The following is a 19,949-nucleotide window of genomic DNA, read 5'->3' as shown; positions in this document are numbered from 1 at the left end:
TCCTTGTTCATCGGGGCACGCGCGGGAGGTCGAGGCCCGCGGTGGCCACCAGTTCGCGCATGATCTCGTTCACGCCGCCACCGAAGGTGACGACGAGGTTCTGCTTGGTGCGCCGGTCCAGCCAGCCGAGCAGCTCGGCGGTGCCGGACTCGGCCGGATCGCCGTAGCGGCCGATGATTTCCTCCACGATGCGACCCGCCTCCTGCAGCGATTCGGTGGAGAAGATCTTGGTGGCCGAGGCATCGGCGATCACCTCGTTCTGCGCCGCGGTGGTGTCGGCCGCCGCGACCTGCCAGTTCAGCAATTCGTTGAGCCGCACCATGGTTCGCACCCGGCCGAGCGCGCGCCGAACCTCGGGCTCACCGAGCAGGCCGTGCTGCGCCGACCAGTCACGCAGGCGGTCGTAGAGCTGTTCGATCTTGCCGGAGGGTCCGAGGCTGACGCGCTCGTGGTTGAGCTGGGTGGTGATCAGCCGCCAACCGCGGTTCTCCTCACCCACGAGCATCTCCGCGGACACCCGCACATCGTCGAAGTACGTGGCGTTGGTGTGGTGGGCGCCGTCGCAGGTGATGATCGGGGTCCACGAGTAGCCGGGGTCCTTGGTGTCCACGATGAGGATCGTGATCCCGCGGTGGCGGGACTCGACCGAGCCGGTGCGGCACGCCAACCAGACGTAGTCGGCCTCGTGAGCGCCGGTGGTGAAGATCTTCTGCCCGTTGACGATCCAGTCACCGTCGCCGTCGCGCACCGCGGTGGTGCGCAAGGCGGCGAGGTCGGTGCCCGCCGACGGCTCGGAGTAGCCGATGGCGAAATGGATGTCGCCGGAGAGGATTCCGGGCAGGAACTTCTTCTTCTGCGCGTCGGTGCCGTACTTCTGCAGGGTCGGCCCCACGGTCAGCAGGGTGACCAAGGGCAGCGGAACATCGGCGCGGACAGCCTCGTTGAAGAAGATCTGCTGTTCCATCGGGCCGAAACCCTGGCCGCCGAACTCCTTGGGCCAGCCGACACCGAGCCAGCCGTCGCGGCCCATCCGGCGCACCACCTCGCGGTAGGTGTCGCCGTGCCGGTCCACCGCCATCGCCGCGGCCTCGGCCGGGCTGATGAGATCGGCGAAATAGGAACGCAATTCTTCGCGCAACCGCCGCTGTTCAGCGGTCAGATCGATGAACATCTTGCTCCCAGAAGGTCGAGCCGCAGACCCGCTCCGCCGAGAAGCCGGGCGAGGTCCTTGGCCTGCGAGTAGTAGCGGTGCATCGGATGAGTGATATCCACACCGAGTCCACCGTGCAGGTGGTGACATTTCTGCATGGCGCGCGGAACTTCGGCCGCTGCCCAGTACGCGAGCACGTCGAGGTCCTCGTCGATGCGGTCCTGGAGCTCGGGCGACGGATCGGGCTGCGCCAGCGCCCAGCATGCCGACTCCGCCGCGACGTGCAACGTGCGCGACACCACGTACAGATCGGCGATCTGCTGAGCCACGGCCTGGAATTCGGCCAGCGGCCTGCCGAACTGTTCCCTGGTGCGCACATGCTCGGCGGTGAGCGTGAGCGCGCCCTTCAACAGGCCGTCGGCGACCGCGCCGATACAGGCGAGGGCGTGACGGTGCAGAACGGGCAGCACGTCGGGCAACAGTTGGTCGGCCGGGATCTCGACATCGTCGAGCACCAGCGTCGCCTCCGGAATGCCCGCCGAACCGGCCACCGGGATGATCTCGAGGCCCGGCGCGACCGAATCGACCAGTGCCACACCGCTATCGGTGGGCACGAGAATCCACCGGGCCTCCGTCGCGTAGATCACGCCGGACTTGCGGCCGGTGATCCGCACGGTATCGCCGTCGCGCACCGCCTTGGTGGTCGGCGCGGTGGTGAACGGCGCCCCCGGTTCGGTGAGCGCGGCGGTGAGCACGGTGCCCTTGCCGACTTCGGCGAGCACGCGCTCGGCCAGTTCGTCCGACAGCACGTCGAGCAGCGGCAGCACCCCGAACCCGAAGGTCGGCAGTGCCGCCACGGCGGCGGCATCGGTGGCCAGCTCCATGAGCAGGGCCGATACCTCGAGCAATCCCATACCGTCGCCGCCGAATCGCTCCGGCACCGGCACGGCGAGCAGGCCGGAGTCGATCAGGCTCGGCCACAGGGCCATATCCCTGGCCGACTCACGTTCGAGCAGGCTTACCACTACCTCGGCTACGGCGTCGGCGCTTTCGTCGCGGGTGAAATCCACGGCGTCCTCCCTCATCGAGCTAACTGTCCGCATCGCGCGGCAGGCCGAGAATCCGTTCGGCGGCCACGGTCAACAGGATCTGCTCGGTACCGCCCGCAATCGAGAGACACCGTGTAAGCAGGAATTCTTTCAGAGCATCGCTGTCCAGAGAACCTTCTGGGCCGACTAGTTCGAGCGCGTATTCCGCCAGCTCCTGCCGATGCCGGACGCCGACCAGTTTGCGGACGCCGGCTTGGGCCCCCGCATCGACTCCGGCCACCGTCGCCACCGCGATTCGCTGTTCCAGCAATGATCCAGCAATCGACGATGTGATCAGCGCGCCGAAACGGTCCTCACGCAGTTCCGTTCCCCATCCACCGACCGGGAACCGATCGAGCAGGGCTTCGAGCGCGCCGCCGATGCCGCCGCCACCCATGGCCACCCGTTCGGCCGAGAGCGTGGTGCGTGCGATCTTCCAGCCGTTGTTCAGCGCGCCGACCAGGCAATCGTCGGCAACGAAGACGTCGTCGAGGAAGACCTCGCTGAACTTCTCCTCACCGGTGATCTGCACCAGCGGCCGCACCTGTACGCCCGCGGCGCGCATATCGACGAGGAAGTAGCTGATGCCGCGGTGCTTGGCCGCCGACGGATCGGTGCGGGCCAGGCAGATGCCCCAGTTGGCGGTGGAGCCGAGCGAGGTCCACACCTTCTGGCCGCGCAGCACCCAGCCGCCGTCGACCTTCTCGGCGGTGGTGCGCAGGGCGGCGAGATCGGAGCCCGCGCCGGGCTCGCTGAACAGCTGGCACCAGATGACCTCGCCGTGCAGGGTCGGCCAGACGAAGCGTTCGATCTGCTCCTCGGTGCCGAACCGCAACAGCGTCGGCACGGCCCAGCCCGCGACGGCGAGGTCGGGGGTCGCCAGGTCGACGCGGCGCAGCTGTTCGGCGATCTGCAGGCAGGTCATCGGATCGGCGGCGCGGCCGTAGGGTCGCGGCCAATGCGGCATCACCAGGCCCGCCTCCACCAGCGCACGCGGCCGCTGGGCCGGGTCGAGGGCGGCGATGGCGGTGATCTCGGCGGCCAACTCGGTGTCGACGGTGGCATCGCCGAGCACCCGTTCGGCGCCGGTGGTGCGGCGCTGACCAGCCCTGGTGAGCTCGGCGACGCGGGCGCGCCAGCGGGCCGAACCACCGAGGAGCTGGCGCAGCGAGCTCGCCCGGCGCAGGTAGAAGTGCGCGTCGTGTTCCCAGGTGAAGCCGATGCCGCCGAGAACCTGGATGGCGTCCTTGGCGTTGTCGACGGCGGCGTCCAGCGCCACCGACGCGGCGACAGCGGCGGCGATCGGCAGCTCGTCACCGCCTTCGTCGATCGCGGCGGCGGCGTCGGCGGCGACCGCGCGGATCAGCTCGGTGCGGCACAGCATCCAGGCGCACAGGTGTTTGATCGCCTGAAAGGTGCCGATGGGTTTGCCGAATTGTTCACGGACACGGGCATATTCGACAGCGGTGCGCAGGCTCCAGCCGGCCACACCGGCCAGCTCGGAGACCGCGAGCGCCACGAAGAGATCGGTGACATCGGCCGTCGGCGCGAAACCGTGCTCGGCGGCGACAGCCACCTCGGCGGCGCTCACCCGTGCCAACGGCACGGTGTGGTCACCGTGCGTCAGCGGCGTAATCGTCACTGCCGCAGCCGGAATCAACATCCAGCGGGTGCCGTCGATGGTGTCGGCAGGTACCAGGACCTGCGTATCGGCATCGGCGCCGTAGACGAAATCCCAAGTGCCGGTGACGTTCCAGCCCGTATCGGTGGCCGTCGCCTTCGCGGCCCGCTCTTCGCCGGGCACCGCGACCGCACACGGACCGCCCTCGGCGAGCGCGCCCTCGGTGATCAGTCCGGCCAGCGCGGTGGCCAGCACCGGACCGCCGACCAGGTCGTCGCCGGTCTGCTCGAGCATCACCGCGAGGTCGGCGACCGTGCCGCCGAGCCCGCCATTGTCCTCCGATAGCGCGACTTCGAACAGCCCGAACTCACCGAGCGCGGGCCAGTAGTCGCGCCAGGCGCCCGCACCGCCTGCCCGCATTGTTTCAATCGGCGCGACCGTACTCGCCCAGCTCCGCAGCGACGCCGCGACGGCTTTGTGCTCGTCAGTGGTGGCGATGGTCACAAGAAGATCCGCCCTTCCGGCGTGGTTCCCACTCCTAGAACATGTTCTAATATCTGTGCCGGGTATAAGTCAAGAGCGCTACACTCGCTCCACACTTCTGCGCGGCTCAGCCGTTGAATTTGCACTGAAGCGAAAGGGTTTCCACGATGGACAGTCCCGCACCAACGCCCACCGTGACCACGCTGTCCGAGGAAGAACTCAGCTCCAGCGCGCAGCGTGACCGGCGCAAGCGCATCCTCGACGCCACCCTCGCGCTCGCCTCCAAGGGCGGCTACGACGCCGTGCAGATGCGTGCGGTCGCCGAACGCGCCGACGTCGCCGTCGGCACCCTGTACCGCTACTTCCCGTCCAAGGTGCACCTGCTCGTTTCGGCCCTGGCCAGGGAATTCGAGATGTTCGAGGGCAAGCGAAAGCCGCTACCCGGCGACGGCCCCTCCGAACGAATGCACACCCTGCTCACCCAGATCACCCGGATGATGCAGCGCGATCCACTGCTCACCGAGGCGATGACGCGCGCGTTCATGTTCGCCGACGCCTCGGCCGCCGCGGAGGTCGATCGGGTCGGCAAGGTGATGGACCGGGTCTTCGCCCGCGCGATGAGCGACGGCGAACCCGACGAGCGCCAGCTCGCGATCGCCCGCGTCATCTCCGATGTATGGCTGTCGAACCTGGTGGCCTGGCTCACTCGACGGGCGTCCGCGACCGATGTCACGGAACGACTCGAGCTCACCGTCGACCTGTTGCTGGGCGATCGCGGATAACCCAGCAACCCGGCAAACCTCGTTGCCGCATCATCACAAATCGCCCATCGCTGTTGACACCTGTCGGCTGCGCGACTTCCAGTAGGAAGATGCATAGCCGACATCGCATATGCGAAACAGCGCATCTACCGGCCTCGCGCGCCTCACCGACCGCCACGTGCCCGGTGAGCTCGACGGATCCGGCGCACGACGGAAGGCAACCGGTCGGTAATTTGCCGTAAAGTCGCGAGCAAACGACCGGGGGTCGTGCGCACAACGTGCCGCGCCGCTCGCGCGGCAAAATTGACGCAGTATTGTTTTTCGCGCCCCCTGATCAACTCCTCCCATCACTAGGTTGGATGCGTGAGCGCACAGGAACTGCCCTTGGATGTCCGCCGTGCACTGGCGTCGGTTGCGCGCGTGCCACGGCTCTTGGTTGCCTCGGACTACGACGGGACTATCGCCCCGATCGTGTCCGACCCGTCGAAAGCGTTTCCCCAACGGGAATCGGTGAGCGCGTTACGCGCGCTGGCGGGGTTGGCGAACACTACTGCGGCGGTGATTTCCGGTAGAGCGCTACGCGATCTGGCCGCGCTGTCGCGCCTGCCGGTCGAGGTGCAGCTGATCGGTAGTCACGGCTCGGAGTTCGACGTCGGCTTCGTGCACGCGATCGACAACGACGCCAAACGGCTACTGACAGAGATCAATTCGGCGTTCTCGACGATCGCCGCCGAGAACGCGGGCGTGACCGTCGAGATGAAGCCGGCCAGCGCCGCGCTGCACGTTCGTAACGCCGACCCCGAAATCGCCGGGCGCGCACTGGCTTCCGCGCGTCAAGGTCCCGCTCGCTGGGCGGGCGTGCAGGTGACCGAGGGCAAGGCGGTGATCGAGCTCGCGGTGATCCCGACCGACAAGGGCACCGCGCTCGACACCATCCGTCATCAGGCAAGCGCCTCTGCCGCAGTGTTCTTCGGCGACGACGTGACCGACGAGAAGGCATTCCGCGTGCTGTCGGGACCCGACGTCGGCATCAAGGTCGGCGAGGGCGAGAGCATCGCCAAGCTGCACGTGAACTCCACCGAGGACGTGGCGCGCGCGCTGGCGTTCCTGGTCGAGGAGCGGCGCACCTGGCTGGCCGGGGCGAGCGCCCCTCGGATCGAGCGGCTGAGCATGCTGGCCAGCCCGCGCTCGGTCGCGCTGCTCACCCCCGACGCGACGGTCACCTGGTTCTGCCATCCCGAGCCGGATTCGGCGGCGGTGTTCGCCCACCTGCTCGGCGGCGCGGCGGCCGGGCACTTCACGGTGGCGCCGGAGCGGCCGAGCCTGCCGCTGTCGCAGCGGTATGTGGACGGCACGATGACAGTCGAAACACGATGGGCCAGTTTGCAAGTGGCCGACTATCTGCCGCACGACGTGGCCGCCGACCGCACCGACCTGACCCGGGTGATCACCGGCGCCGCGAAGGCCGTGGTCGTCTTCGCGCCGCAGCCCGAGTTCGGCCAGGTGCCGGTGCGCATGGAGGTCGTGCGCAACGGAATCCAGGTCAGCGGCACCAACGATCCGATGGTGCTGCGCTCCCCCGGCGTGGAGTGGGAGATCCTGTCCGACGGCACCAACGACCAGGCCCGTGCGGTGGTCGATCCGTCGATCGGGCCGGTCGTGCTCGAATTGCGCTGTGGCACTGCTGATCTCACGCCCTCGATGACGCCGGAGCCGCAGCGCCGCCAGCTCGCCGAGCAGTACTGGTCGCAGTGGGCGGCGGGGTTGCAGCTGCCGCCGCTCAAGCCGGATCTGATGAAGCGCTCGGCGCTGACGCTGCGCGGCCTGGTGCATCGCCCGTCGGGATCGATCCTGGCCGCGGCGACCACCTCGCTGCCGGAGGACATCGGCGGCGTGCGCAACTGGGACTACCGCTACTGCTGGCTGCGTGACGCGTCGCTGACCGCGCAGGCACTGGTGACGCTCGGCTCGCTGACCGAGGCCGAGGAGTTCCTCGGTTGGGTGCACAAGGTCCTCGACACCCTGCCGGGGCCCGAGCGCCTGCACCCGCTGTACACGATCTACGGCGAGACCCTGCCGCCCGAGGCCGTGATCGACCTGCTGCCCGGTTACGCCGGTTCGCGGCCGGTGCGGGTGGGCAACGCGGCCAATATGCAGGTGCAGCTCGATGTGTTCGGGCCGATCGTCGACCTGATCACCTCGATGGCGCACGAACGCGAGCGGCAGGGCATCACCGCCCCCGCCAAGGCGCTGCCGGACGCCGACTGGGAACTGGTGCACGCGATGGTGTCGGCGGTGCAGCGTCGCTGGACCGAACCCGACCACGGCATCTGGGAGATCCGCGGCAATCCCCGCCACCACGTGTACTCCAAGGTGATGGGCTGGCTCACCATCGACCGGGCCCTCACCCTGGCGGAGCGCTTCGATCGTGGGGCCGATCCCGACTGGGCGACGCTGCGCGACACGATCGCCGACGAGGTGCGGGCGAAGGGCTGGAACGACGAGGTCCAGTCCTACACCGCGGCCTACGACGGCACCGATCTGGACGCGGCCACCCTGCACATCGGCCTGAGCGGCCTGATCGACCCCGCCGACCCGCGCTTCGCCGCGACGGTGGTGGCCACCGAGGCCGAGCTGCGCAGTGGCGCCACGGTGTACCGCTACCACCACGACGACGGACTGCCCGGCGGCGAGGGCGGCTTCCACCTGTGCGCCGCCTGGCTGGTGGAGGCCTACCTGCTGATCGGCAGGCGCTCCGACGCCGAGGCGCTCTTCGCACAGCTGGTCGCGGCGGCAGGCCCCACCGGCCTGCTCAGCGAGGAATACGATCCCGTCGCCGAGCGTTCCCTCGGTAATCACCCCCAGGCTTACAGCCACCTGGGCCTGCTGCGCTGCGCCCAGTTGCTGAGCCAGCCGGTCAACGCCCTGGTCTGACAGCACTCGACAAAGCCGGGTTCGAATTCTCGAGCCCGGCTTTTCGATGCGGTTCGTACCGGGTTTTCGCAGCTGCTAATCTAAAACGGTAACGATTTCCATTATGATCTAGTGCTTGTACGCCAGGAGTGCCGCGTGAACCCTCGATTCGCCCGCTTGTTTGCCGGTCTCACGGCGGGAGTGGCGGCCGTGGTCGTCCTCAGCGCCTGCGGCACCAGCTCCACCGATTCCGATACCCCCCAGATCGTCGCCTCCACCAATGTGTGGGGTTCCGTCGCGACCGCCGTCGCCGGGCCGGACGCGCAGGTGACCTCGATCATCAGCGATCCCGCCGCCGACCCGCACTCGTTCGAGACCTCGGCCACCGATACCGCCAAGATCAGCGACGCCGATCTGGTGGTGTTCAACGGCGGGCACTACGACGAGTTCATCGAGAAGGCCATCTCGGGCAAGGACAAGCGGACCGTCGAGGCCTTCGAGCAGCGCCCGAACAAGGGCGACGACAACGAGCACGTCTGGTACGACGTGAGCACGGTGTCCGCCGTCGCCGACCGGATCGCCGCCGAGCTCGGGCAGGTCGACGCCGCGCACGCGAGCGCCTACACCGAGCGCGCGGTGGCCTTCAAGAACCAACTGATCGGCGTCAGCACCATCACCGGCACCATCGCCACCCAGACGCCGAACGCGCCGGTCGCCCAGTCCGAGCCGCTGGCGCACTACCTCTTGCTGGCCGCGACCGCGCAGGACAAGACCCCGCGCGAATTCCAGGAAGCGATCGAACAGGAGACCGACCCGGCCCCGGCCGCCGTCGCCGCCACCCGCGACCTGATCACCGCCAAGCAGGTCAAGGCACTGATCTACAACACCCAGACCGAGGACAAGATCACCCAGGACCTGCGGGCCACCGCGCAGTCCGCGGGCATCGCCGTTGTCGAGGTCACCGAAACCCTGCCCGCCGGAATGGATTACATCCAGTGGCAGACCGCCAACGCCAAGGCGCTCGCCGCGGCCCTGCGCTGAGGACGCCCATGACCGAGGCCACCGCACTGTCGGAAACCACCGCCGCGCTCGATGTCGACGCCACCGACGCGGCGATCCGGCTGCGCGCGGCGACCATGGCCTTCGGCGACCGCACGCTCTGGCGCGACCTCGACCTCGACGTGCGTCCGGGTGAATTCATCGCCGTCCTCGGACCCAACGGCTCCGGTAAGACCTCACTGCTGCGGGTACTGCTCGGCACCCTCGCCTTGAGCTCGGGCCACGCGCAGATCGCGGGACGCCGCGCCGGGGTCGGCAATCCGGGCATCGGCTACATCCCGCAACAGAAGACCATCGACGCCGGGGTACAGCTGCGCGGGATCGACCTGGTGGGGCTCGGCGTGGACGGGCACCGGTGGGGGCTCGGCTGGCGTGGTCGACGCAGCAGGGCCGAGAAGGTCGACAGCGCCATCGCCGCGGTGGGTGCCGGGTCGTTCGCACACGCGCCGCTGGAGACGCTGTCCGGTGGCGAGCAGCAGCGGTTGCGGGTCGCGCAGGCGCTGGTCGGCGATCCGTCGGTGCTGCTGTGTGACGAACCGCTGTTGAGCCTCGATATGGCGAATCAGCGCCTGGTCGCCGAGTTGGTCGACAAGCGTCGCCGCGAACACGACACGGCGGTGCTGTTCGTCACCCACGAGATCAATCCGATCCTGCCGCTGGTGGACCGGGTGCTGTATCTGGTCGACGGCGGCTTCCGGATCGGTACGCCCGATGAGGTGATGACGTCGGCAACGCTGTCGGAGTTGTACGGCACCGAGGTCGAGGTGTTGCGGGTACGCGGACGCCTGGTCGTGGTCGGAACCGGTGACGATATGGACGCGCTGGGCGGGACGGCCTGATGGACAAGCTCACCAAGGTGTTCGAGCAGATGTTCAACTTCGGCACCACCGCGAATCTGCTCGGCTACGACTTCGTGCAGCAGGCGCTGTTGGCCAGTGCCCTGCTGGGGTTGCTGGCGGGGTTGATCGGGCCGCTGATCGTCGCCAGGCAGATGTCGTTCGCGGTCCACGGCACCAGCGAGCTGTCGCTGACCGGTGCGTCGGCGGCGCTGCTCGTCGGGGTCGGGGTCGGATTCGGGGCGATCGCCGGGTCGGTGGTCGCGGCCGTGCTGTTCGGATGGCTGGGTTCTCGTGCGCGCGAACGTGATTCGGTGATCGCGGTGGTGTTGTCGTTCGGGCTCGGGCTCTCGGTGTTGTTCCTGTGGCTCGCGCCGGAGCGGGCCGGGTCGAAGTTCTCGCTGCTCACCGGGCAGGTGGCCGGGGTCGGCTATGACGGGCTCGCGCTGCTGGTCACGTGTACCGCGGGCGTGCTCGCCGTGCTGGCTGTGGTGTACCGGCCGTTGCTGTTCGCCAGTTCCGATCCCGAGGTCGCGATCGCGCGCGGCGTGCCGGTACGGGCGCTGTCGGTGGTGTTCGCGGTGCTGCTCGGGATCACCGCCGCGTTCGGCGTGCAGATCGTCGGCGCGCTGCTGGTGCTCGCGTTGCTGATCACCCCGGCCGCGGCGGCCGCACAGGTGACCTCGAGCCCGATGCGGGCGACCGTGCTTTCGGTGATCTTCGCCGAGGTCGCCGCCGTGGGCGGGCTGTTGCTGTCGCTGGCGCCCGGAGTTCCGGTGTCGACCTTCGTCACCGCGATCTCGTTCAGCATCTACCTGGTGTGCCGGTTCGTCGGACATCGCAATCGGCAACTCGTACCCGCGCGCTGAACCGATAGAACACAATCGATTCATGATCGATTTCTCAGTGCCGGACGATCTCGCAGCCCTTCGTGACCGAGCCCGGAACTTCGTCGTCGAGCAGATCGTGCCGTTCGAGCGCGATCCCCGCCTCACCGCGCACGGCCCGACCGACGCCTTGCGGGCCGAACTCGTGGAGCTGGCGCGCGCCGAGAAGCTGCTGACCGTGCAGGCGCCGGTGGAATACGGCGGCCTGGGACTCAGCCACATCGAGCAGGCGCTGGTGTACGAGGCGGCGGGGTGGTCCACGCTCGGGCCGGTCGCCATGAACTGCGCCGCGCCCGACGAGGGAAACATGTTTCTGCTCGGCAAGATCGCCGATCCGGAGCAGATCGACCAGTATCTGATGCCGGTGATCCGGGGCGAACAGCGTTCGGTCTTCGCGATGACCGAGCCCGGCGGGGCGGGTTCGGATCCCGGACAGCTCAGCACCGAGGCGGTGTTCGACGGCGAGAATTTCGTGATCAACGGTCGCAAATGGTTGATCACCGGGGCCGACGGCGCCCAGACCTGGATCATCATGGCGCTGCTCGCCGAGAACCCGCACCTGCCCGCGGGGCCCACACTGTTCATCACCGACGGTGACGCGCCGGGCATCGTGATCGAGCGGATCATGAACACGATGGACCGCAACTACGTCGGCGGGCACGCGGTGGTGCGGTTCGACAACCTCACGCTGCCGCCGACGGCCGTGCTCGGGCGCACCGGACAGGCCCTGCGCTACGCCCAATTGCGGCTCGCTCCCGCCCGGCTCACGCACTGTATGCGCTGGCTCGGCGCGGCCGCTCGCGCCCAGTCCATCGCGCTGGACTACGCGCGCACCCGCACCGCCTTCGGTAAGCCGATCGGCGAACACGAGGGCGTGTCGTTCATGCTCGCCGACAACGAGGTGGCGCTGCACCAGTGCAGGCTGACCATCTGGCACGCCTGCTGGCTGATGGATCAGGGACAGCAGGCACGGCACGAATCGTCGATGGCCAAGTCGTACGTGTCCGAGGAACTGTTCAAAGTCACCGATCGCTGCGTGCAGGTGCTCGGCGGGATCGGGATCAGCGACGAGACGGTCGTGGAGATGTTGTTCCGGGATATGCGCGCGTTCCGTCTCTACGACGGGCCGACGGAAGTGCACAAGTATGCGATCGGCAGACACTTGCTGTCCGGTCGCTAGTACGATTCGGTCCCATGAGTTCGGAATTGCTCGTCGATGTCGAAGGCGGCGTCGCCTTGTTGACGCTCAACCGACCTGCCAAGCAGAACGCCGTCACCCCCACGATGGCGGCCGAGCTGAGCGCCGCGCTCCGCCGCTGCGATATCGAGGACGCGATCCGCGCCGTCGTCATCACCGGAACCCCACCGGCCTTCTGCGCCGGCGCGGATCTGGCGGCGCGCGGCGGCGACGTGAGCGCGACCCTCGATCCGCCGCCCTGGCAGGTGCGTAAGCCGGTGATCGCCGCGGTGAACGGACACGCGGTCGGCATCGGCCTGGCCCTGGCGCTGCAGTGCGACCTGCGGTATTTCGCGCGCGACGCCGTCTACGGGCTGAACCAGGTGCGGCGCGGGGTGCTCGCCGACGGGTTCGCGCACTGGACGGTGCCGCGGCTGGCCGGACTGGCCAACGCCGCCGACATCATGCTCACCGGGCGCACGTTCGACGGTGACGAAGCCAAGTCGCTCGGTTTGGGCAATGCCTCGCTGCCCGCCGACGAAGTACTGACGACGGCGATGTCGGTAGCCCACGACATCGCCACCGGGACCGCTCCCCTGCCGGTCGCGCTCACCAAGCGGCTGATCTGGGAGAGCCTCGGCATGACCCCGGCCGTGGTCGGGCAGCTCGAATCCGAGCTCAACGCGCAAGTTGCCAAGAGTGTCGACGGTGGCGAGGCGATGGTGGCGTTCAAGGAGCGTCGCCCGCCGAACTGGACCGGCAGTGTCAACGACGAATGGCCGGCCTGGGACGCTCCCGGCGAGCGCCCGAGCCTGGACTGAACTCAGAAGTTCCCGTTGCAGGAACCGGCCAGATACAGCAAGGCGAACATCAGCATGAGGATCGTGCCGATGATGCCCGCGATGTAGCCGATCATCACCTGTGACCGGCCACTGAGCCCACCGTAGGACGCGTCGATCTCGTTGAGTGCCCGCTTGCCGAGCACCCACGCCACTGGCCCGAAGATCCCACAGCAGAACGGGCTGAGCAGCCCGAGCACAAGGATCATATTGGCCTGCGGGTGCTCGACCGTTTCGCCGATCGGCTGATTAGGGATCGCCACAGCACGAATTGTACGGTGACAGAGCGGTTTTGCCCGTCAACCGCGCGGACTCAGCCCAGACGGCGCTGACGGGCGATGTCGGCGAGGACGACGCCCGCGGCCACGGAGGCGTTGAGCGACTCGACCGGGCCCGCCATCGGGATGCTCAGGATCGAGTCACAGTTCTCGCGCACCAGACGCGACAGGCCCTTGCCCTCCGAACCCACGACCACGACCGTCGGGACGCTGCCGTCGAAGTTGTCGAGGGTGGTGTCGCCGTCGGCGTCGAGGCCGATCACCTGGATGCCCTGTGCGGCCCAATCCTTCAGTGTGCGAGTCAGATTGGTGGCCCTGGCGACGGGGAGGCGGGCAGCCGCACCCGCGCTGGTACGCCACGCCACGGCGGTGACGCTGGCACTGCGACGCTGCGGGATCACCACGCCCTGACCGCCGAACGCGGCCACCGAGCGGATGACGGCGCCGAGGTTGCGCGGGTCGGTGATGTTGTCGAGCGCGACCAGCAGGGCGGGCTCGGCGGTGGACTTCACCCGGTCCATCAGATCGTCGGGGTGGGCGTAGCGGTACGGCGGCACCTGCAGGGCCACGCCCTGGTGCATGCCGTTGGCGCTGAGCCGATCCAGATCGGTGCGCGGCACCTCGAGGATGGAGATGCCCATATCGGCGGCGCGCTGCACGCTCTCCGAGAGCCGGTCGTCGTTCTCGGTGCCGACCGCCACGTACAGGGCGGTCGCGGGCACCTCGGCGCGCAGACACTCGAGCACGGGGTTACGGCCGAGCACCAACTCGGGACCCTCGTCGGACTTGCGGCCGACGCGCGGCACACCGGACTTACCGGTCGGACGGCCCTGTGCCGCATTGGCTTTGGCCTTCTCGGCCGCTCGGGCCCGCTTGGCGGCGGGGTGCTTGGTGCGCGCGATGGCGGGCGGGGTCGCGCCCCTGCCCTCCAGCCCGCGGCGATGCTTGCCACCGGAACCGGCGACCTGCCCCTTCTTGGTACCGCCCTTGCGTACCGCTCCGCGTCGCTGTGAATTGCCTGCCATCAGTTCGCCTTTCCGCTCGATGCGCCCAGCGACCATTCCGGCCCCTGCGGGGTATCGGTTACCTCGATACCCGCGGCGATGAGCCGATCCCGTGCGGCATCGGCTTCTGCCCAGTTCTTGTCGGCCCGCGCGTTCGCCCGGCGATCGAGCTCCGTGCGGACGAGCACGTCGAGCGCATCGATCGCCGCCGAATTGTCGGCGGGGGTGTACCACTGTTCGTCGAGCGGGTCGACGCCGAGAATTCCCAGCATCGCCCGCACCTGACCGGCCAGCTCGACCGCGGTCTCGACCGCACCCGCTTCCAGCGCGCGATTGCCCTCGTGCACCACGTGGTGAATTTCGGCGAGCGCCTTCGGGACTGCCAGATCGTCATCGATCGCGGCGGCGAATCCGTCGGTCCATTTTCCGATCGGCACCTCGCCCGCTCGGTCCAGCACTCGCTGCACGAAGGCTTCGATGCGCTGATACGAGGCGACCGCGTCGTCGAGTGCCTTGTCGGAGTATTCGAGCATCGAGCGGTAATGCGCGCTGCCCAAGTAGAAACGCAATTCTACCGGGCGCACCCGGGTGAGAACATTCGGCACCGAGAGCACGTTGCCGAGCGACTTCGACATTTTCTCCCCGCCCATCGTCACCCAGCCGTTGTGCAGCCAGTAACGCGCGAACCCGTCGCCCGCCGCTTTGGACTGGGCGATCTCGTTCTCGTGGTGCGGGAAAATCAGATCCATTCCACCGCAGTGGATATCGAATTCCGCGCCGAGATAGAACTCGGCCATCGCCGAGCATTCCAGGTGCCAGCCGGGGCGACCGGGACCCCAGGGCGAGGGCCAGCTCGGCTCGCCCGGCTTGGCGGACTTCCACAGCGTGAAGTCGCGAGGATCACGTTTGCAGCGGGTCGGAGTTTCGCCCTGGTGCACGTCGTCGAGGCGGTGCCCGGACAGCTCGCCGTAATTCGGCCAGCTCATCACGTCGAAATACACATCGCCCTCGGCGGCGTAGGCGTGGCCCCGCTCGATCAGGCGCTGCATGAGGTCGACCATCTGGGTGATGTGACCCGTGGCGCGCGGTTCGGCCGAGGGCGGCAGGACCCCGAGGGTTTCGTAGGCGGAGTCGAAAGCGCGCTCGTGCGTCGCGGCCCATTCCCACCACGGCCTGCCCGCTTCAGCGGCCTTGTTCAAGATCTTGTCGTCGATATCGGTGACATTGCGGATGAACCGCACGTCGTAGTCGTGCGCGAGCAGCCAGCGACGCAGCACGTCGAAGGCGACGCCACTGCGCACATGACCGATATGGGGTTGCCCCTGCACGGTGGCCCCACACAGATACACCGAGGCACGGCCGGGGACCAGCGGGGTGAATTCCCGCATGGTTCGCGTGTCGGTGTCAAAAAGGCGCAAGGTCACGGCATTCGATCCTAGTCGGTGGGATTGTGGTGGGGTTGACCGGCCGGTTCGTGGCGCCGTGATGAACGGAACAGCTGATCGAATCGGCGAAAAGCGATGCGCGGAAAGAAAGGTTCAGTGGCCCGTGGGGGCTACGAACATGCCGCGATCAGACAGGTGGCGATGGCGGCGATACCCTCGCCGCGACCGGTGAGGCCGAGACCGTCGGTCGTGGTGCCGGACACCGAAACGGGGGCGTCGAGAAGTTCGCCGAGTACTTTTTGCGCCTCGGCGCGGCGCGGGCCGATCTTCGGGCGATTACCGATCACCTGCACCGCGGCGTTCACGACCTCGAAGCCATCTTCGGCCAGCAGCCTGCGGACCTCGGTGAGCATGGCGGCGCCGGTGACGCCCGCCCATTCGGGGCGGCCGACGCCGAAGACAGCGCCCACGTCACCCAGGCCGGCGGCGGAGAGCAGGGCGTCGCAGAGGGCGTGGGCGGCCACATCGCCGTCGGAGTGGCCTGCGCAACCGTCGGCATCGGCGAACAGCAGACCGGCCATCCAGCAGGGGCGTCCCGGCTCGATGGGGTGCACGTCGCTGCCGATTCCGACTCTCATCGGGCAACCGCCTGCTCGACGGCGGGCGCGTCGACGCCGGCGGGCCGGTCGGCCGTGGACCGGCTGCCGTCGGCGAGAAGCGCCTCGGCGAGGCGTAGGTCGAGGGGGGTGGTGATCTTGAACGCGAGTGGGTCACCGGAGACGGTGTGCACGGCGACACCGAGCCGTTCGACCAGGCCCGCGTCGTCGGTGGCGCCGACGTCGGTGGCATAGGCGCGGCGAAGCAGGTCGGCGGCGAAGCCCTGGGGGGTCTGGATGGCGCGCAGATGGGCGCGATCGGGGGTCCCGGTGACGATGCCCGCGTCGTCGACCGATTTCACGGTGTCGACAACGGGCGACGCGGGGACCACGGCCTGACTGCCGGCCTGTAGTTCGGCGGCCACCCGCGCGATCAACTCCGGCGGTGTGAGCGCGCGTGCGGCATCGTGCACGAGGTAGAACGCGGCGTCGGGTGCGGCGGCGATGCCCGCGCGCACCGAATCGGTACGCTCGGCGCCGCCCACGACCACCTGCACCGGCACAGGGGGCATCGAACCGCCGGTCAGCGAGGTGGTGGTGGACAGCAACGAGGATGCGGCCTCGACCAGTTCGGCGGGTACGACCACGACAACCCGGTGCACCGCACCGGACGCGATCAGCCCGTCGACGGCCAACCGGACCATAGGTATGCCGCCGACCGGAACGAACGCCTTCGGGGTGGGTTCACCCAGGCGCACGCCACGACCGGCGGCAGGGACCAGTGCTACGACAGGTCGCACTTGTTGTTTGTTTCTAGGAAGCCGCGGCGAGGACCTCGTCGAGCAGCGATTCAGCCTTGCCGTCGTCGGTGCCCTCGGCGAGCGCGAGCTCACCGACGAGAATCTGACGAGCCTTGGCAAGCATTCGCTTCTCACCGGCGGACAAGCCGCGGTCCTGCTCACGACGCCACAGGTCACGAACCACTTCGGCCACCTTGTTCACATCGCCGGAGGCGAGTTTCTCGAGGTTGGCCTTGTAACGGCGGGACCAGTTGGTCGGCTCCTCCGTGTGTGGCGCGCGCAGCACCTGGAAGACGCGGTCGAGACCTTCTTGGCCGACGACGTCACGGACGCCGACGTATTCAGCGTTCTCTGCGGGAACCCGAACGGTCAGGTCGCCTTGCGCAACCTTCAGGACCAGATACTCTTTCTGCACACCCTTGATGGTGCGGGTCTCGATTGCTTCGATCAGCGCCGCTCCGTGGTGGGGGTAAACGACGGTGTCTCCGACCTTAAAAATCATGTGTCCCGTGCCCCTTTCGATGTTCACAGTTTAACATGCGACTCGATAACGGCGCGATCAACTGTGCAGGTCAGGGCCACAACGAGGCCATCGCAGGGGTTGACATTGCAGAATTGATGTGCATTGTGTTGCGCCAGAACGGGTTAACTACCAGCATAGCGACCGGTTATCGCACAACGGCAACCCGGCATCGATCCGGCAAACCCGCTCGAGACACCGAACTGTTACTTCCGCGCCCGCGCGTCGCGAGCCCGAACGTCACCCGCGCGGAGTGAACTACTACGCTGCCTAGTTACTACCCTCCGGTCCCCGCGTGGACCGGAGTAGCCCGGTCGACATGGAGGACAAACCGTGACTGCCCTGAAAGCTGTGACCGCCCAGTCGGCGCGACGTCGCATGGTGACGGTTGCCGCGCTCGCCGCTGCCGCGGGCATCGCCCTGACCGGCTGCAGTGCCGGCCAGATCACCCAGACCTCGTCGCAGGAAGCCGCCATCAACGGCAACCACGCCGATGTCGGCGAGATCGCCCTGCGCAATGTGCACATCGTGTACCCCGAGGCCGACGCCGAGCACGACAAGGGCGGTAAGGCGAAGCTCTCGCTGTCGATCATCAACAACAGCGAGATCATCACCGATGAGCTGACCAGCGTGAGTACCGACCTGGGCCAGATCAAGATCACCGGCCCCAATGGCGACCCCAAGTTCGTGCTGAAGCCGCAGCAGACCGTGTTCGTGGGGACGGGCGAGACCAAGCCCGCCGCGGCCGACGATCACCACGGCACCACCTCGGCGGCGCCGACCACCACCTCGGCCGCCCCGACCGGTGCCGCCGCGGGCGTCGATATCCCCTCGAACGATCCGGTGAAGGTCCCGGCCACGATCGAGATCACCGGCCTGACCAAGGACATCGTCCCCGGCCTGACCTACAACGTCACCTTCAACTTCAAGGACGCGGGCACCGTGCAGGTGTCGGTCCCGGTCGACGCCGCCGCGGTCTCGCGCGTCGAGAACGAGAAGTCCGGCCCCGCGCCCGAGGGTGCCGGCGGTCACTGAGACCCGCAGTAGACAAGAGCCGTCGCGAACTTCGCGGCGGCTCTTCTCTTTGTGTCGGTCTCGGTCCGTAGGGTGCGCGTGTGGCCAAGACCAAAGCAGTCTTCCGGTGCTCCGCGTGCACGCACGAGGTGTCCAAATGGGTGGGTAAGTGCCCTGATTGCGGCGCCTGGGGAACGGTGAACGAGGTGGCCGTCTCGGCGTCCGCCGCGGCGCCGGGCCGCCGGGCGATGCTGCCGAGTACGGCGGCGGCGCCGTTGTCGCAGATCGACGCCAAGGTCACGCGGGCGCGGTCGACAGGGGTGAGCGAGCTCGATCGGGTTCTCGGGGGCGGTGTGGTGCCGGGCTCGGTGGTGCTGCTGTCGGGCGAGCCGGGGGTCGGCAAGTCGACGCTGCTGCTCGAGGTCGCGTTCCGGTGGGCGGCGGCGCGCGAGGAGACCGCGCTGTATGTGACCGCCGAGGAATCGGCCGGCCAGGTGCGGTTGCGGGCCGATCGGACCGGCGCGGTGCACGACCGGGTGTATCTGGCGGCCGAATCGGATCTGTCGATCGTGCTCGGGCATGTGGAGCAGGTGCGGCCGACGCTGCTGGTGGTGGACTCGGTGCAGACCATGCTGGCGCCGGAGGTGGACGGTGTGATCGGCGGTGTCACCCAGGTACGCGCGGTCACCGCGGCACTCACCTCGCTGGCCAAGGCGACCGGGATCGCGGTGCTGCTGGTCGGCCACGTCACCAAGGACGGGAACGTGGCGGGCCCGCGCACCCTCGAGCACCTGGTGGACGTGGTGTTGCAGTTCGAGGGCGACAAGAACTCGTCGCTGCGGATGGTTCGCGGCATCAAGAACCGCTTCGGTAGCGCCGATGAGGTCGGCTGCTTCGAACTGCACGACGACGGCATCGCCTGCGTCGACGATCCCTCCGGGCTGTTCCTGCACCATCGCACCGACACCGTCCCCGGCACCGCGGTGACCGTCGCGATGGACGGCAAACGGCCACTGGTGGCCGAGGTGCAAGGGCTCACCGTGAAGACCGAGATCCCGCAGCCTCGCCGGGCCGTGAGCGGGCTGGACTACAACCGCGTCGCCATGGTGCTCGCGGTGCTGCAGAGCCGGGGACGGGTCTTCCTCGGCAAGCACGATGTGTACGCGGCGACCGTCGGCGGCATGCGCCTGCTCGAGCCGACCGCCGATCTGGCCATCGCCTTGGCCATCGCGTCCGCCGAGGCCGATATCGCCCTGCCCGCGGGCTGGGTGATCCTCGGCGAGGTCGGACTGGCGGGTGAGGTTCGTAAGGTCACCGGGCTCGGCAGACGCCTGGCCGAAGCCGAGCGCCTGGGGTTCACCACCGCTCTCGTCCCGCCCGGTTCGGAGAAAACGAAGACCGGCACGATGCGGATCCACGAGGTCGGGGATCTACGCTCGGCGCTGCGGTTGGCCGAGCTCCGCAAATCCCGCGCACCCCGCGAGGTCGTGACAGTGGAATAACTCCGGCAACCGCCCGAATCAGCACCGATCAGCCAT

General features: G+C 68.1%; 18 protein-coding genes. 9 read left to right on the top strand and 9 right to left on the bottom strand.

What is annotated here, in order from left to right:
* Positions 1-7: 7 nt before the first annotated feature.
* Genes QX204_RS00400 through QX204_RS00390 form a run of 3 tightly spaced genes read right to left on the bottom strand, consistent with a single transcriptional unit; the run spans position 8 to position 4,363 of the window.
* On the bottom strand, positions 8-1,171 hold the full coding sequence (locus tag QX204_RS00400) for an acyl-CoA dehydrogenase family protein (protein WP_301904630.1): 1,164 nt from the start codon (positions 1,169-1,171) through the stop codon (positions 8-10).
* Complete coding sequence (locus QX204_RS00395; protein ID WP_301908212.1) at positions 1,156-2,220, bottom strand: acyl-CoA dehydrogenase family protein; 1,065 nt, start codon at positions 2,218-2,220, stop codon at positions 1,156-1,158. The genes QX204_RS00400 and QX204_RS00395 overlap by 16 nt, the downstream gene beginning before the upstream one ends.
* Positions 2,221-2,239: 19 nt before the next feature.
* Positions 2,240-4,363: an acyl-CoA dehydrogenase family protein gene (locus QX204_RS00390; RefSeq protein WP_301904629.1), complete on the bottom strand. Its 2,124-nt coding sequence runs from the start codon at positions 4,361-4,363 to the stop codon at positions 2,240-2,242.
* 146 nt (positions 4,364-4,509) lie between these two features.
* Between QX204_RS00390 and kstR the strand changes: the two genes are divergently transcribed.
* The 7 genes from kstR (at position 4,510) to QX204_RS00355 (ending at position 12,796) form a co-directional block, all read left to right on the top strand.
* The gene (gene kstR / locus QX204_RS00385; RefSeq protein WP_301904628.1) at positions 4,510-5,124 is read left to right on the top strand and encodes a cholesterol catabolism transcriptional regulator KstR; all 615 of its coding nucleotides are present in this window, start codon (positions 4,510-4,512) and stop codon (positions 5,122-5,124) included.
* A gap of 342 nt (positions 5,125-5,466) precedes the next feature.
* Positions 5,467-8,037: a trehalose-phosphatase gene (otsB, locus tag QX204_RS00380; protein ID WP_301904626.1), complete on the top strand. Its 2,571-nt coding sequence runs from the start codon at positions 5,467-5,469 to the stop codon at positions 8,035-8,037.
* 135 nt (positions 8,038-8,172) lie between these two features.
* Entirely contained in the window at positions 8,173-9,057 is an 885-nt protein-coding gene (locus tag QX204_RS00375) for a metal ABC transporter solute-binding protein, Zn/Mn family (protein WP_301904625.1), read from the top strand.
* 95 nt (positions 9,058-9,152) lie between these two features.
* Positions 9,153-9,914, top strand: a complete 762-nt coding sequence (locus tag QX204_RS00370; RefSeq protein WP_301908211.1) for a metal ABC transporter ATP-binding protein — start codon at positions 9,153-9,155, stop codon at positions 9,912-9,914.
* Positions 9,914-10,780 (top strand): metal ABC transporter permease, encoded by an 867-nt coding sequence (locus QX204_RS00365; protein WP_174551977.1) that lies wholly within the window; start codon positions 9,914-9,916, stop codon positions 10,778-10,780. The genes QX204_RS00370 and QX204_RS00365 overlap by 1 nt, the downstream gene beginning before the upstream one ends.
* Positions 10,781-10,802: 22 nt before the next feature.
* Positions 10,803-11,978 carry an acyl-CoA dehydrogenase family protein gene (locus QX204_RS00360; RefSeq protein ID WP_301904624.1) on the top strand — a complete coding sequence of 392 codons (1,176 nt, stop codon included), beginning with the start codon at positions 10,803-10,805 and terminating at the stop codon, positions 11,976-11,978.
* Positions 11,979-11,992: 14 nt separating this feature from the next.
* Entirely contained in the window at positions 11,993-12,796 is an 804-nt protein-coding gene (locus tag QX204_RS00355) for an enoyl-CoA hydratase/isomerase family protein (protein ID WP_301904623.1), read from the top strand.
* A 2-nt stretch (positions 12,797-12,798) separates the two neighbouring features.
* Here the strand turns inward: QX204_RS00355 and QX204_RS00350 are convergent, their stop codons facing one another.
* From QX204_RS00350 to carD, 6 genes are all read right to left on the bottom strand, one after another.
* Positions 12,799-13,077, bottom strand: coding sequence for a DUF4190 domain-containing protein (locus QX204_RS00350; RefSeq protein ID WP_301904621.1), 279 nt, complete (start codon positions 13,075-13,077; stop codon positions 12,799-12,801).
* Positions 13,078-13,127: 50 nt separating this feature from the next.
* Positions 13,128-14,117 (bottom strand): 23S rRNA (guanosine(2251)-2'-O)-methyltransferase RlmB, encoded by a 990-nt coding sequence (gene rlmB, locus QX204_RS00345; RefSeq protein WP_301904620.1) that lies wholly within the window; start codon positions 14,115-14,117, stop codon positions 13,128-13,130.
* Positions 14,117-15,520: a cysteine--tRNA ligase gene (cysS, locus tag QX204_RS00340; protein WP_301904619.1), complete on the bottom strand. Its 1,404-nt coding sequence runs from the start codon at positions 15,518-15,520 to the stop codon at positions 14,117-14,119. Before cysS ends, rlmB begins: the two co-directional genes overlap by 1 nt.
* A 131-nt stretch (positions 15,521-15,651) precedes the next feature.
* On the bottom strand, positions 15,652-16,119 hold the full coding sequence (gene ispF, locus QX204_RS00335) for a 2-C-methyl-D-erythritol 2,4-cyclodiphosphate synthase (RefSeq protein ID WP_301904618.1): 468 nt from the start codon (positions 16,117-16,119) through the stop codon (positions 15,652-15,654).
* The gene (gene ispD, locus QX204_RS00330) at positions 16,116-16,877 is read right to left on the bottom strand and encodes a 2-C-methyl-D-erythritol 4-phosphate cytidylyltransferase (protein ID WP_301904617.1); all 762 of its coding nucleotides are present in this window, start codon (positions 16,875-16,877) and stop codon (positions 16,116-16,118) included. Before ispD ends, ispF begins: the two co-directional genes overlap by 4 nt.
* Positions 16,878-16,890: 13 nt before the next feature.
* Positions 16,891-17,379 carry an RNA polymerase-binding transcription factor CarD gene (gene carD, locus QX204_RS00325; protein WP_019044685.1) on the bottom strand — a complete coding sequence of 163 codons (489 nt, stop codon included), beginning with the start codon at positions 17,377-17,379 and terminating at the stop codon, positions 16,891-16,893.
* Between the two features lie 351 nt (positions 17,380-17,730).
* On the opposite strand from carD, the gene QX204_RS00320 reads away from it, so the two are divergent.
* Entirely contained in the window at positions 17,731-18,432 is a 702-nt protein-coding gene (locus QX204_RS00320; RefSeq protein WP_301904616.1) for a copper chaperone PCu(A)C domain-containing protein, read from the top strand.
* Positions 18,433-18,512: 80 nt separating this feature from the next.
* Positions 18,513-19,913 (top strand): DNA repair protein RadA, encoded by a 1,401-nt coding sequence (gene radA / locus QX204_RS00315; protein WP_301904615.1) that lies wholly within the window; start codon positions 18,513-18,515, stop codon positions 19,911-19,913.
* Positions 19,914-19,949: the final 36 nt, after the last annotated feature.

Source organism: Nocardia sp. PE-7 (assembly GCF_030486425.1).
GTDB classification, from domain to species: domain Bacteria; phylum Actinomycetota; class Actinomycetes; order Mycobacteriales; family Mycobacteriaceae; genus Nocardia; species Nocardia salmonicida_A.
Note: the sequence above shows the minus strand (reverse complement) of the source record. Positions and strands in the feature narration are given on the sequence as shown.